The 14582-nt window shown below is 55.2% G+C and carries 12 protein-coding genes; 5 read left to right on the top strand and 7 right to left on the bottom strand.

From position 1 onward, the window contains the following. Positions 1-109: 109 nt before the first annotated feature. Positions 110-937 (top strand): alpha/beta fold hydrolase, encoded by an 828-nt coding sequence (locus tag MLE19_RS05745; protein ID WP_240717112.1) that lies wholly within the window; start codon positions 110-112, stop codon positions 935-937. 9 nt (positions 938-946) lie between these two features. Next, entirely contained in the window at positions 947-1195 is a 249-nt protein-coding gene (locus MLE19_RS05750; protein ID WP_240717113.1) for a YkoF family thiamine/hydroxymethylpyrimidine-binding protein, read from the top strand. A 49-nt stretch (positions 1196-1244) separates the two neighbouring features. Here the strand turns inward: MLE19_RS05750 and gabT are convergent, their stop codons facing one another. The 6 genes from gabT to csiR all read right to left on the bottom strand — a co-directional run bounded on the left by gabT (position 1245) and on the right by csiR (position 7933). After that, the gene (gabT, locus tag MLE19_RS05755) at positions 1245-2522 is read right to left on the bottom strand and encodes a 4-aminobutyrate--2-oxoglutarate transaminase (protein WP_240717114.1); all 1278 of its coding nucleotides are present in this window, start codon (positions 2520-2522) and stop codon (positions 1245-1247) included. 56 nt (positions 2523-2578) lie between these two features. Continuing rightward, positions 2579-3517, bottom strand: coding sequence for a sensor domain-containing diguanylate cyclase (locus MLE19_RS05760; protein WP_240717115.1), 939 nt, complete (start codon positions 3515-3517; stop codon positions 2579-2581). Continuing rightward, entirely contained in the window at positions 3504-4313 is an 810-nt protein-coding gene (locus MLE19_RS05765; RefSeq protein WP_240717116.1) for an EAL domain-containing protein, read from the bottom strand. The genes MLE19_RS05760 and MLE19_RS05765 overlap by 14 nt, the downstream gene beginning before the upstream one ends. Positions 4314-4559: 246 nt before the next feature. Continuing rightward, positions 4560-5774 carry a CaiB/BaiF CoA transferase family protein gene (locus MLE19_RS05770; RefSeq protein WP_240717201.1) on the bottom strand — a complete coding sequence of 405 codons (1215 nt, stop codon included), beginning with the start codon at positions 5772-5774 and terminating at the stop codon, positions 4560-4562. A 67-nt stretch (positions 5775-5841) separates the two neighbouring features. Next, on the bottom strand, positions 5842-7020 hold the full coding sequence (locus tag MLE19_RS05775; protein WP_240717117.1) for an acyl-CoA dehydrogenase: 1179 nt from the start codon (positions 7018-7020) through the stop codon (positions 5842-5844). Between the two features lie 208 nt (positions 7021-7228). Further along, on the bottom strand, positions 7229-7933 hold the full coding sequence (csiR, locus tag MLE19_RS05780) for a DNA-binding transcriptional regulator CsiR (protein WP_240717118.1): 705 nt from the start codon (positions 7931-7933) through the stop codon (positions 7229-7231). Between the two features lie 328 nt (positions 7934-8261). Here csiR and MLE19_RS05785 point away from each other — a divergent pair, with 328 nt between their 5' ends. Genes MLE19_RS05785 through MLE19_RS05795 form a run of 3 tightly spaced genes read left to right on the top strand, consistent with a single transcriptional unit; the run spans position 8262 to position 11813 of the window. Continuing rightward, positions 8262-9221 carry a TAXI family TRAP transporter solute-binding subunit gene (locus MLE19_RS05785; RefSeq protein WP_176303226.1) on the top strand — a complete coding sequence of 320 codons (960 nt, stop codon included), beginning with the start codon at positions 8262-8264 and terminating at the stop codon, positions 9219-9221. Between the two features lie 28 nt (positions 9222-9249). Further along, positions 9250-9762, top strand: coding sequence for a DUF1850 domain-containing protein (locus MLE19_RS05790; RefSeq protein WP_240717119.1), 513 nt, complete (start codon positions 9250-9252; stop codon positions 9760-9762). A gap of 32 nt (positions 9763-9794) precedes the next feature. Beyond that, on the top strand, positions 9795-11813 hold the full coding sequence (locus MLE19_RS05795) for a TRAP transporter permease (protein WP_240717120.1): 2019 nt from the start codon (positions 9795-9797) through the stop codon (positions 11811-11813). Between the two features lie 112 nt (positions 11814-11925). Here the strand turns inward: MLE19_RS05795 and MLE19_RS05800 are convergent, their stop codons facing one another. Then, positions 11926-14454: a penicillin-binding protein 1A gene (locus MLE19_RS05800; RefSeq protein ID WP_240717121.1), complete on the bottom strand. Its 2529-nt coding sequence runs from the start codon at positions 14452-14454 to the stop codon at positions 11926-11928. Positions 14455-14582: the final 128 nt, after the last annotated feature.

The following is a 14582-nucleotide window of genomic DNA, read 5'->3' on the forward strand; positions in this document are numbered from 1 at the left end:
TAGCCTGTTAACCCTTTGCCCGATTGACCCCGTGGCAGGGGCGCGCTAAAACAGACGTATGATAGTTTGAGTTGTTCATTTTTCCGTTTGGTCACCCACGAGCTCCGCCATGTCTGCTGATGCCGCTTCACGCCCCCGTTTAGTGTTTGCCCACGCCAATGGTTTTCCAGGGTTAAGCTACCGCAGCCTGCTGAACCCGCTGGCAGAGATGTTTGATCTCCACCCGCTGGATCGTCTTGGCCATCACCCTGATTATCCGGTGAATCATAACTGGGGCAACCTGGTGGATGAGCTGCTGAGCTACCTGCCGCGGAGTGATAAACCGCTGCTGGGCGTGGGGCATTCGTTGGGCGGCACTTTGATGGCCATGGCCGCCGACAAGCAGCCCGAGCGTTTTTGTGGAGTGATCATGCTCGACCCACCGCTAATGCTGGGGTCGGATGCCTGGGCGATGAAAGCGGCCAAGCGGTTTGGCTTTATTGACCGAATTACACCTGCCGGTAAAACCCTGGGGCGTCGAAGTGTATGGCCCAGCCGTGAGGTAATGGCGAGTTCACTGGGACGTCGGGGACTTTTTAAGCGCTTTACCCCCCAAGCACTCAACGACTACATTGAAGCAGGGACGCGCTTGTTAGACGACGGCAGCGCTGAGCTGACCTTTGATCCTAGCATTGAGGTGGAGATTTTCCGCCATCTGCCGGATCACCTTTCGCGCTTGCCGCAGCGGCTTGGCGTGCCGCTAGAGCTGGTGGCGGGTAACGAATCGCACCTGCTGACGGCGTCGCGCATCAAACGCTTGCGGCGAAAGGGGTTATCGGTGAGCGAGGTTCCTGGAACGCACATGTTCCCAATGGAGCACCCGGATGAGACGCGTGCCGCCATTTTGACTGCCTGGCAGCGTATCGCCAACGCCAGTCACTCTTCTCACACAGCGTAAGGAGGCGTTATGTACCTTTCCGTACAGCTTAGCTATTACCCGCTGGCCGATGACTTTAAGCCGGTGGTCAAAGAGGTAGTGAAACGCTTGGAAGCGACAGGATTAGAAGTACATCCGAACCGCATGAGTACCCAGGTGTTTGGCGAGTTCGATGAGGTAATGGCAGCATTAAGTGATGTGATGAAGTGGTCGTTTGAGACCCATGGTAAAGCGGTATTTACGGCGAATTTTATTGAAGGCGACCGACGGCCTCGTTAAACCAAAACGCCGCCCGATTGGGCGGCGTTTGTTTGGGCATTGATAATACTTAGGTTAATGATTCCAAGCAGGACTCAATAATATCCAAGCCTTCGTTGAGCACATCGTCTTGAATAGTGACGGGCATCAGGAAGCGGATGGTGTTGCCGTACATACCGCATGACAGCAGGATTAAGCCCTCTTCACGAGCTTTCTTGCACAGTGCGGCAGCCAGTTCTGGGTTAGGCGTGTGGTCAGCTTTGTTCGAGACCAGCTCAAACGCTGCCATCGAGCCCATGTTGCGCACGTGATCGATGCAATCAAATTTGCCCGCCCATTCGTTGAAGCGCTTGGCTAGCTTGTCGCCCAGCGCTTGGCTCTTCTCAAGAATGTTCTCTTCTTCAAACACTTCCATCACGGCCAGCGCTGCGGCACAGGCGGTGGGGCTACCGGTATAGGTGCCGCCCAGCGAGTTAGGGCCTGATGCATCCATGACCTTGTCGGTACCAACAATCGCGGAGATAGGCATGCCGTCGGCCATACTCTTGGCCATGGTCATGATGTCCGGCTCAACGCCGCTGTGTTCGATGGCAAACATTTTGCCGGTACGGCCAAAGCCTGACTGCACTTCGTCGATGATCATTAGGATGCCGTGCTCATCGCAGATCTCACGGATCTTGGTCAGGAAGCTGGTAGAGGCTGGGTAGAAACCGCCTTCACCCAGCACCGGCTCAAGCACGATGGCTGCGGTATCTTTGGGGTTGGCATCGGTTTTCAGCGTCATCTTCAGGCCGCGAATGGCTTCATCTTCGCTAACGCCGTGGTAGGGCACTGGGTAAGGCGCGCGGAAGACGGTGCCCGGCATCGGACCGAAGTCGCTTTGGTAAGGCGCTACCTTGCCATTCATGGCCATGGTGAAGAAGGTACGGCCATGGTAGCCGCCGTCAAAACAGATAACGTTGGAACGGCCGGTAGCAGCGCGGGCGATCTTGACTGCGTTTTCCAGCGCTTCGGCGCCAGAGTTGGCAAGCATAACCTTGGCGTGGCCACGAACCGGAACGATCTGGCTGAGCTTTTCAGCGACTTTTACGTAGCCTTCATAGGGCATGACCGTTTGGCAGGTATGCATCAGCTTATCGAGCTGGGCTTTAACTGCCGCAACCACTTTAGGATGACGGTGACCCACGTTAAGTACGCCAATGCCGCCTGCGAAGTCGATAAAGCGATTGCCGTCAACGTCCCAGATTTCAGCATTTTCAGCGCGGTCGGCGAATGCCGTCGCGGGGCTAGCAGCGCCAGCAGCGACGTATTTGTGTTTCAACTCGTTCAGTTCTGCATTGCTGCTCATGGCTTACTTCCTATTGATGAGGGATGATCTTTCAGCATAGTGCTTAATAGCGTTACTTACATGGGTGACGATGCAATGACAACACGATTACGCCCCGCCTGTTTAGCTTGATACATAGCTTTGTCGGCGCGATCAAGTAGCCGCGTGCCGGAAGCTTCAACGTAGCAGGCAACTCCCGATGAGAGCGTCACCGTTAATTGATGCTCGGTAAAGGGATTCTGCGCCATGGCTTCGCGCACGCGCTCCATTGCCAGGTGGGCTTCTTCAGCGTTCACGCCCGGCATAATGATCAGAAACTCTTCCCCGCCTAGGCGGATGTGCAAATCGGTGTCTCGCAGTGCCTTGCTCACTAACGCGGTGGTTTGTTGCAGCACTGTATCACCCGTGCTGTGGCCATAGGTGTCATTAATCGCTTTGAAATCATCCAGGTCGTAAATTGCGATGCTAAAGGTGCTGCCGTATCGTTCGCAGCGTTTAATCTCTTCATCCAAGCGCTGCAAACCCGCACGGCGATTATACAATTCAGTGAGTTCATCGTGATGGGCAAGATGGTCCAGGCGTTCATTGGCCTGCTTTAAGCGCACTTCCAGCTGCTTGCGCTGGGTGATGTCGATAATAAAAGTGACTTTTCGCGACTGACCATCTTCGCCTTCAATACGTGCCGCCTCGGCAATAATGGTGTGAACGTCACCGAGTTTCGTCAGTACATCCCACTCCTGGCGCTGCTCGAACGATTCGCTGCCCTGCATAAAGTCATCGTGCAAAGCAGACTGCCGAGCACGGTAGGCTTCGGGCACGACCATCGTAAAGTGCTGGCCGAGTATTTCCTCTTCACGATAGCCATAAAACTCACAGTAGGCAGGATTGACCATCTCAAAATAGCCGGAAGGATTGGTGATACAGATGCCAATGGGGGCCGCTTTAATGACATTTTCGGTATTGCGTTTCGAACGGTTAAAAAGCTGATAAAGCTGATCGGGACTAACCTCTTTCATTCACTGCTCCTAATCCACTATTCGCTTCCCTTTTTAACCCGGCGAGTAGAGAAGAAATATCATCGCCTAACGAATTGATGGCCGGTTTTGCAAAGTAAAAACCCTGCTGACGAACAATGCCCGCGCGTGCTAGCCAGAGCGCTTCTGCTCGGGTTTCTACGCCTTCTGCAATCAGTACCATATCGAGCTCTTGGGCGAGAGAAATAATGGCGTTTAGTAGCGCTTGGCGGCGAGCGTCGCTATCGCAGTGCATGACCAATTCTCGGTCGATTTTAAGCTTGTCAGGGGTTAGGTCGGTTAGCAAATCTAAATTGGCGTACCCATTACCAAAGTCATCCAGCGCCGTTTTAAAGCCCATGGAGCGATATGCATCGATAATATTGCAGAGGTGCTGGCGATCGCGGACACGTTCGGTTTCAGTAATTTCAAATATAAGCCGATGGGCGGGCCAGCCCACACGCTTGGAGACTTCAAGCGTTGCCCGAATACAGGCTTCAGGTTCGTAGACGGCGTTGGGTAAGAAGTTAATCGAGAGGTCAGTTTGCATACCCAGTGCACTGGCCATTTCAATCGCTTTTACACGGCAGGCTTGGTCAAAACGGTAAAGTAAATCATCCGTGACTTTCGTCAGCACGCTCCACGCAGACTCTCCTTGCATACCGCGCACCAACGCTTCATAAGTGACGATTTTAGCCAGTGATAGATCCACAATCGGCTGAAAAGCCATGGTGAATTCAAAAGGCAGTTCGCCTTCACAGCGGTTACAGCTGCCGTTAACGCGTGCGCACTGGCTCATTGCTGCTCCTGATGGTGTCGGTAGAGGCGGGTGCCACTAAAGCTTTCAGTAAAAGATGTTTCTATACGCTACACCTAAGCACTTTGCGATGCTTAGTTTAAATCTTAACGCGGTAGTCGTACAGGTTTTGTATAGTATTTTTGATGAGGGTACCTCAACCTCTGTGACGTTGAACAGTTCGCATAGGCATAAAAAAAGCGCCTGGGAAGGCGCCAAAGAGGGGAAATGGGTATAACCAAAACGCGGCTAGATAATGCCCGCTTCGCGAAGCGCCGTGCGCTGTTCAGGCGTAATGCCCAGCTCTTCCAAGACGCTTTCCGTATGTTGTCCCAAGTGGGGCGGCGCAGTTGAAGCACTCATCTGTGCGCCGTTAAACCGAATGGGATTGGCCACGAGATCGACGTGCCCCGCTTGGTCATGAGGCAAGGTCTGCTTGAGCCCTCGGGCTTTTACATGGGGGTCATCGAATACCCGATCTAGCGTATTGATCGGGCCACAGGGAACACCCACGGCTTCAAAGGCCGCCAGCCAGTGATCAGTGCTGCGCTGGGCCAAGGCCGCTTCCAACTGCGGTACGAGTAGCGCGCGGTTGTTTACCCTGGCACCGTTGGTGGCGAAGCGGGGGTCTTCAGCCAAGGTCGGTAGCGAAAGCACGGTGCAAAAACGCTTGAACTGCTCGTCGTTGCCCACGGCCATGATCATGTGACCATCCTGGGTGGCAAACGCCTGGTAAGGCACGATATTAGGGTGAGCGTTACCCAACCGCTGGGGCACATTGCCCGAGGTTAGGTAGTTGAGCGCCTGATTGGCGAGCACGCCCACCTGCACATCCATTAAAGCCATATCAATATGGCAACCTTCACCGCTATCGCGGCGCTGATAAAGCGCTGCTAACACCGCATTGGCGGCATACAGGCCGGTAAAAATATCGGTAAACGCGACGCCACTTTTGACCGGGCCACCGCCAGGCTCACTATCAGGCTTACCGGTTAGGCTCATGATCCCGCCCATGGCTTGAATCATAAAGTCATAGCCCGCTCGGTGCGCGTAAGGACTTTCCTGGCCAAACCCGGTAATTGAGCAGTAGATCAGCCCTGGGTTTAACGCTTTCAAACTGGCGTAATCCAGGCCGTAGCGTTTCAGGCCGCCGACCTTGAAGTTCTCTATCAGCACATCGGACTGAGCGACTAACTGCTTAATCACCGCTTGGCCTTCGGGCTTGGCCATATCGACGGTCACCGAGCGTTTGCCGCGGTTAGCACATAGGTAATACGCCGACTCTTCGCTGCCCGCCAACCAAGGAGGGCCCCAATGGCGGGTATCGTCACCGCTACCAGGGCGCTCAACCTTAATTACATCCGCCCCCATATCCGCGAGCATCTGCCCACACCACGGTCCGGCCAGTACGCGTGAGATATCGAGTACTTTAATGCCGGCTAATGGTTTGGTTGGCTCACTCATAAGGGGCTTACTCATAAAGGTTTCTACCTTGGCTAATGGCGTTTAAAGGCGATTGATCAGCGGTCTATCAAAAGAACGACTGAATGCCTGTCTGTGCGCGGCCAAGAATCAACGCGTGCACATCGTGGGTGCCTTCGTAGGTATTCACCGACTCCAGGTTGACCATATGGCGAATCACGCCGTACTCATCGGAAACGCCGTTGCCGCCGTGCATATCGCGGGACTGACGGGCGATATCCAACGCCTTGCCGCAGTTGTTGCGCTTGATCAGCGAGACCATTTCCGGCGCCCAGTTGCCGCTATCCATCAGGCGGCCTACTTGGAGGGCTGCCTGCAAGCCAAGAGTGATCTCGGTTTGCATGTCGGCGAGCTTTTTCTGGATCAACTGGTTGGCAGCCAGCGGGCGACCAAACTGCTTGCGGTCTAAGGTGTATTGACGCGCCGCGTGCCAGCAGAATTCCGCCGTGCCCATAACGCCCCAGGCGATGCCGTAGCGTGCTTTGTTCAAGCAGCCAAACGGGCCTTTCAGGCCGCTGACGTTGGGCAGCAGGTTCTCTTCAGGAACGAAGGCATTGTCGAGGACGATCTCACCGGTAATCGATGCACGCAGCGAGACCTTGCCTTCGATTTTGGGCGTGGTGAAGCCTTCGGTGCCGCGCTCGACGATAAAGCCTTTGATCTGATTATCGTGGGCCGCTGATTTCGCCCAAACCACGGCGATATCGGCAATCGGGCTGTTGGTAATCCACATTTTGGCGCCAGTCAGACGGTAGCCGCCGTCGACTTTTTCCGCACGGGTGATCATGCCACCCGGATCAGAGCCGTGATCGGGTTCGGTCAAACCGAAGCAGCCAATCATTTCGCCGCTGGCCAGCTTAGGCAGAAATTTCTGCTTCTGCTCTTCAGAGCCGTAAGTCTCGATGGGGTACATCACTAACGAGGACTGCACGCTCATGGCGGAACGGTAGCCAGAATCGACGCGCTCTACTTCGCGGGCAATCAGGCCGTAGGCGACATGATTAACGCCTGCGCCGCCGTACTCGGGGGAAACGGTGGCGCCGAGCAGGCCAAGCTCACCCATTTCGCTCATGATCTCGCGGTCAAAGCGCTCTTCACGGAAAGCGGTCAGCACGCGGGGCTGAAGGTTTTCCTGGCAGTAATCATAGGCCGCGTCGCGAATCTGGCGCTCTTCATCGGTGAGCTGTTGCTCCAGTAGCAGCGGGTCGTCCCAGTTAAAATGTGTCATGGCGTGGATTCCTCGATTCGTTCTGTTGGCATTTTATGACGCCGACAGCAATGGATTGGTTGCAAAACTGCATGCGTTCAATGTATCGCCGTTATTTTAAAATATCTACATTTTTTTAAAACGTAGAACCTGGCTTTGGAGTGGAGAGCTGTAACGCTGAGCTTGAAAAGAGCTTAACAAGAGCTCAAAAAATAACGTGAACAACAGCTTAACGAATGCCGCGCGCCTCAAGAACGCGGGTAATAATCGGCACCGGGGTCATCAAGTGGTCGCGCATTAAGCTGTCGGCCTGGGCGGTGTCCCTGGCTAGAATGACCTCCACCAGCGCGGCGTGCTCTTGACGCTTAAGCTCTAACGCCTGGGGCGACATCACTGTTTCCTGGAGCCATAGATGACGGTAGCGCTCCACTTGATTAAACAGGGTGTCGCGCATCTGCAGCAGGTGAGGGGAGTTGCAGCCACTGGCGATAGCGGTATGGAATGCCTTGTGGCGTTGGTCCCAAATGTCGAGCAGCTCATCCGGGGTGCTGACATCGGTGACCTTGGCCAGCCGGTGGGCCGTGGCCAGCACCATGGCTTCCCAGTCGTCGTCCCCGCGCTCGATGGCTAGACGCAGGATTAGCCCTTCAAGCTGAGCTCGGGCGTCGTAAATGTCGTTGAGTTCGGCCAGCGAAATTGGGGCCACCCGGTAGCCACGCTGGCTGATCGCTACTACTAAACGGTCTGCCACCAGCTGTGAGAGCGCTTCCCGCAGCGGCCCGGTACTGGCGCCGTACTGCTCTTTCAGACGGCTCATCAACAGCTTCTGCTCTGGAGCGTACAGGCCTCGAATAATGTCATGCTTGAGTTGCTGGTAAGCACTGATGGCCAGATTCTGGCGCGGAGCGCCTTTCTCAAAAACATTGAGCTCCATAGCGGTAAGGCTCCTGGGCAACTGACGAAAGAGTAGAGTTATCGACTATTATGAGTAAATAATAACAATTTGGCATAGGGGAATATATTTATGCAGAATTTCACCATTTTTCTGCGTCGACCTCTATTAAAGCCTGATCTCAAGATCGAAGCCTAATTAAGGGTGGTGCTGCGCTGATAGCCCTCATTAGCATCCAACGCATAAGCCGTGCTAACTTCTCCACCACCGCTTCCGCATACGCCTCTACGGCATGCAGAAGTTGGGGCTTCAACACCTCCTTTTATTGTCAACCATACCTATAAGTCCAAACAGGACGGAGGAAACGCTCATGCGAACTCTAAAATATGTAGCAGCTGCATCTATGCTCGCGGTCGCGCTCCCTGCAAGCGCCCAACAACTCTCTATCGCGACCGGTGGCACAGGTGGCGTTTACTATCCTATCGGTGGTGGTTTTGCCGAAATGATCAACAACCATATCGAAGGCGCCCAGGCGACTGCTGAAGTCACCGGCGCGTCGGTAGAAAATATGGGTCTGATCATGCGCGGGGACGCTGATTTAGCATTGGTACTGGCCGACACGGCTTACCAGGCATTTACCGGCAGCGGTGATTTCGAAGGCCGTCAGATCGAAAATACGCGCGCATTGGCGTCGGTTTATCCGAATGCCGTGCAGTTAGTGACGCTGGCTGAATCTGATATCGAATCGATCGCTGATCTTGAAGGCAAGCGGGTTTCCGTTGGTGCGCCGGGTAGTGGTACCGAATTAAATGCTCGTGCTTTGCTCGAAGCCAATGGCATTAGCTATGACGACTTCACGCCCCAGCGCCTTAACTTCAACGAAACCGCTGATGCGATTCGTGACGGTGATATCGACGCCGGTTTCTGGAGCGTGGGTCCGCCGACCAGCTCTATTCTTAACCTTGCCGCAACACGCGATATTCGCCTGATTGGCCTGTCTGATGAAGAGATTGCCAACGCTCAGGAAGAAGAAGCGGTATTTGCTCCCTATGAGCTTGCAGCCGGTATGTACGACGGTATGGATGAAGCCGTTACTACCATTGGTATTCCTAATGTTCTCGTCGTTAATGCCGACATGGACGAAGAGCTGGCTTACCAATTGACGCAACTGCTGTTTGAAAACACTGACGAGCTAATTGCGGTTCACCCTGCGGCTAATGACACGACAGTCGAGTTCACCATGAACTCTACGCCTGTGCCGCTGCACCCAGGTGCGCTGCGCTATTTCGAAGAAGTGGGCGCTGAAATTCCGGATCGTCTACGTCAGTAACCGCTAAAGTGCATTGAAGGATATTGCCATGCAGTGGCAGCAACGACTGTTGGCGCTACTGATTGCATGTTTGCCGTTCGCCGAAGTGGGGGCTTCCCCCGCTTCGGCGTCGGCGTTTATGCGCCTAGCCGTCGTGACCCAACAAGGCGACACCCTGGTAGATGAAGCGGTACCTGCTGGCGGTCGCTGGTGTATTAAGTGGCAGCACTCCGTTGAGCATTTTACGGTGTTGGATTGCTATCGCAATGCGGCGGGTGTCATGCAATTGGAGCGTAGCCATCAACCCGATTTTGCCGCCGGGCTTGGGCATATTTTTGGGCGTGGCGAGCAGGTTACCGACGGTGAGGGAGGCTACTGGATTAATGCGATTAACGAGCCTGTCGCCAATAACCGTTATGTGTTGAGGGTCGGTTCTCCTGCTGTCAACCATCGCGTAGTGTGGCCAGACGGTGAGCATACACCGGTGAGCCTAAGTGAGCACGCCGCTGGGCAACGCGTGACCATTCAACTAATAGCCCCTCACGCATCCCCGCGTGGATAAAAACGACATTAGTTAACGCTTCCGAGGACTTCATGAACGAATCCAAGCAACCGCCGACCATGATGCCGGGCGGTAATGTGATTCAACCCCGCATGGTGCTGTGGTCGATCACCATTGTGGCGGTGGGTCTTTCCCTGTTTCAGCTTTATTCTGCCGGTATTCAGCCTTTAGGGCTTTTCTATCAGCGTAGTATTCACCTGGCATTGATCATGATGCTGGCATTTTTAATGTTTCCCGCTTTTGGCCCCACCCGTAAGCGTGGGGTTTTAGGATGGGGACTAGATGTCGTGTTTTTAGCCGGAGCGGTGCTGACCGGCGGCTACTTAGTGTTCAACCTGGACGAGATTTTCAGTCGTGCTGGGTTCTGGAGCGACACCGATATCCTGGTTGCCTGTATCGCCACGGTAACCGTGCTGGAAGCCAGTCGTCGTGCGGTGGGCTTTGGGATGACCGTCATCGGCCTGCTGGCCATTGTGTATGCGTTTGCCGGGCCGCGTGGGGAACTGCCGTGGCTGGGTGAATGGATGCCAGGCATTCTTGAACACCGTGGGTACACCATCGATCGTGTTGCCGGGCAATTGTACTTGGGGCAAGAGGGTATCTTTGGTTTGCCGCTGGGCGTAGCGGCGACTTACATCTTTATTTTTGTTCTGTTTGGCGCCTTTTTGGAGTGCACCGGCGCAGGCAAGTTCTTTATTGATATGGCTTATGCTGCCACGGGTCGCCAGCGCGGCGGGCCTGCCAAAGCGGCGGTATTAGCATCTGCAGGTATGGGGTCTATTTCCGGCAGCGCGATTGCCAACGTCGTCACCACCGGTGCCTTTACCATTCCGCTGATGAAGCGGTTGGGCTATAAGGCCAAGCAGGCGGGCGGTATCGAAGCGGCGGCCTCGACCGGCGGGCAGATTATGCCGCCATTGATGGGCGCCGGGGCGTTCTTGATTGCTGAGTACACCAATACGCCATACCTGGACATCGTCAAGGTCAGTATCCTGCCGGCGATCATGTATTTCGCGACGGTCTATCTGTTCGTCCATATCATCGCGCTTAAGCAAGGGATGCAGGGGCTGCCCAAAGATGAACTGCCGCAGATGCGCCAAGTCATGAAAGACGGCTGGCACTTCCTGCTGCCATTGGCTGTGTTGGTTTGGCTGCTGGCGATGAGCATGTCACCGATGCGGGTAGGCTATTACGCGGTGGTTACCATGGTGGCGGTGGCGGTGATTCGCTATGCGCTGTGGTTCTTCTTTGTGGCGCCTCGCCAAGGCCAGCCGGTGACGGCAAGTGCTACCAAAAACATGCTAAGCGCAGGTGTTGGCAAGCTGATCGAAGGCCTTGAGTTAGGTGCGCGTAATGCCGTGGCGGTTTCCATGGCCTGTGCGGTTGCCGGGATTATCGTGGGCGTTGTCGGGCTAACCGGCCTGGGGCTGAAGTTCTCTTCCATGATGCTGGCCTTCTCCGGCGGTAACATCCTGCTGGCGCTGTTAATGGTGCTGCTGGCTAGTTTGATCCTGGGGATGGGGTTACCGGTCACCGCCAGCTATATCGTTTTGATTGTGCTGGTGGGTCCCGCGCTTACACAAGAGTTTGGTATTCCGCTACTGGTCGCTCACTTAGTGGTGTTCTGGTACTCCCAAGACTCTAACGTGACGCCGCCCATCGCCTTGGCAGGTTTTGCCGGGGCCGCGATTGCGGGTAGTAAGCCAATGGAGACCAGCTTCCAGGCGTGGAAGTTTGCTAAAGGCCTCTACTTGATTCCGCTGTTCATGGTCTTCAACCCGGAGATCATCATGGGCGGGCCGGTGCCGGTGGTCATCTGGAACGGGGTGATTGCCATACTGGCACTGGGAGCCTTTGCGGCAGCCTTGGAAGGGTATCTGTTCACTCGCATGTCGTGGCTACCACGGATCGCGATTACCGCAGCGATTTGTGGCGTGTTTTACCCCAATCTGCTCACCGAAATTGCGGGTGTGGTGGTAATGATCATAGCCATTGGCGCTAACTGGCTGGCCAGTAAGCGCGAAGCCTCGGCAACGCCTGTTAGCGGGTAACTGAGTTGTTGGCAGTACACCGATAGCAAGCAACGAAAAAGGCCCGGAGAGATGATCTCCGGGCCTTTTCGTTGGTGGGTTAGAGGGGATGGCTGAGTAGGGTGCCGCTACGTTAGAAGATCGACTCAGCAGTGCCTGAGCCCTGAGAACCGCTGGCCTCTTCCAGTTCGCGGCTGATGCGGCGCTGTTGGTAGCCCGGCAAGTGGTCCTGATGGAACAGTTCGGTAATACCGCCCGTCTGGCCGTCAGCTAAACGTTGACCGGTACTTGGATCTACCTGCGCAGTCACGATAGTCTCCGGGCGCTCGGGCAAAGCACTCGGTGTACCTTCCAGGGCATCGCCCATGAACTCTACCCAGATAGGTAGCGCGGCCTGAGCCCCATATTCTGAAATGGTTTCGTTACTGTCCTTACCCACCCATACCGTGGTCACCAGATTGCTGTTGAAGCCCGCAAACCATGCATCGCGCTGGCTGTTCGTGGTGCCGGTCTTGCCGACGATATCTTCACGATCAAGGCTTAGCGCGCCGCGGCCAGTGCCCGAGGTAATAACGTCACGCAGCATGTCGCGCAAGATATAGACCGCTGCCGGATCGGCCACGCGTTTGGCGATCGGGTATTCACGGCCATCGATCTCCACCGTCTCCTGGTCTTCGGCACAGCTCGGGCAGGCGACCTGTGGAGTGGCTTCATCGATAATTTCGTTATCGTCGTCACGAGTTACACGCTCAATGAACCATGGAGCTACTTGGAAGCCGCCATTGGCGATAACGGCATAAGCATTGGTCATCTCCATGGGTGTTAAGCTCGCACTACCCAGCGCTAGTGCCAGACCGTGCGGCAAACGACCAGGCGCAAAGCCAAAGCCTTCCAGGTAATCAATGGTGTGATCCAGCCCCATGGTCTGCAGTACGCGGATCGTCACTAGGTTGCGCGAACGCGCTAGTGCCGGACGTAAGCGCATTGGGCCTTGGAAATCACGGCTAGAGTTGACCGGCCGCCACAACGAGTTGCTGCCATCGTCCAGCACCACAGGCGCATCGTTAACGACGCTGGCGGCATTCATCTCGCCATCTTCTAGGGCTGCTAAATAAATGAACGGCTTAAAGATCGAGCCCGATTGGCGCTGTGCCTGTACCGCGCGGTTGAACTTACTGGCGTTGAAATCAAAGCCACCCTGGAGCGCCAAAATAGCGCCTGTGCGCGGATCTTGAGCTACCAGCGACCCTTCTGCATCCGGGCGCTGAGAGAGGCGTAGCGAGCCGTCTTCATTCTCAACCACGCGAATCATATCGCCGCGTACCGCAATGTCAGACGCCGCGCTGGGCTCGGCACCGCGGCTACGCGGGCTAAGATAAGGACGCGCCCAGCTCAAGCCTTCCCAGGCGATTGTCTGTAGGCCACCGCGGCGGGTAAGCACCTGCATCTCGCGACCGCTGCTCTCTACCACAATGGCGGGCTGTAGAAGGCCGTAATTGGGCGTGCGTTCAAGCACCTGAACCCAGTTACTGACATCGCCATCGATTCCTTCAATTTCAGCCTGGCTGCGCTGAGCGGCCTGACGGGCGGTTTGACGAATTTCCGGCGACTCAGAGAGCTCTTCTTCAAGGCCTTGGGTCGCGGTTTGTTCCTGTGCTTCAACAAGACTTGCCGCAATTTCACGCTGCTCTGGCCCGCGCCAGCCGTGGCGCAGATCATAGTCCGTCAGCCCGTTGGCTAGCGCCTGGCGGGCAAAGGGCTGCAACTCACTATCGATAGTGGTGTAGATACGATAGCCACCGGTGTAAGCCTCATCACCAAAGCGCTCTACCGCATACTGGCGCGCCATTTCAGATACGTAAGCGGCATCGACCTCGGCTTGCGTAAAGTGGCGGCGGGCGGTGACGGGGTCCTGCACCGCGACTTGATAAGTCTCGTCGTCGATATAGCCCAGTTCGCGCATGCGGAACAGAATCCAGTTACGACGAATCAGCGAACGCTCGGAATTAGCCAGCGGGTTAAAGGCAGAGGGCGCCTTGGGCAAACCGGCAATCATCGCCGTTTGTGCCAGGTTCAGCTCGGCCAGTGGCTTGTCATAATAGGTTTCAGCGGCGGCCGCGATGCCGTAGGCGCGATTACCCAAGAAAATCTTATTGACGTAAAGCTCAAAGATTTCCTCTTTATTGAGTACCTGCTCCATTTGGAGTGCCAGCAGGATTTCGCGAATTTTACGGGTAAATGTCTGATCCAGCGTCAGCATGTAGTTACGCGCGACCTGCATGGTGATGGTCGAACCACCGGATTGGATCGTGCCGCCACTCTGCACGAGCTCTACGGCGGCCCTGATCAAGCCGCGTGGGTCGACGCCCGCGTGGTCGAAATAGCTAGCATCCTCGGCAGCGATTAAGGCATTGATCATATCTTGCGGTATTTCATCAAAATTGATCGCCATGCGGCGCTCTTCGCCAAACTCGCCAATCAATTTACCGTCATTGGTAAAAATACGTAGCGGCGTGTGCAGTTCGAAATCCTGCAATTGGCGAACATCGGGAAGGCCCGGCGCAAAGTAGATGGCGGCGCCTACCACAGCTAACGCAGTGGCACCGACCAACGATACAATCAGAAAAAATAGCGACACGATAAGGGTTCGAAGAAACGTCATGTACGAAGAGCACCCTGGGAAGAATAAAAAGATCGGCATCTAAACGGCCGTATCATGCAATTGGCTGCCATTATAGGAAGCTGAGGCGGCGGCCACCAGTGTTGATATGCCGTAAGTTCGATCGCGTG

The sequence above is a fragment of the Vreelandella neptunia genome (assembly GCF_022489065.1).
In the GTDB taxonomy this organism is placed as follows: domain Bacteria; phylum Pseudomonadota; class Gammaproteobacteria; order Pseudomonadales; family Halomonadaceae; genus Vreelandella; species Vreelandella neptunia_A.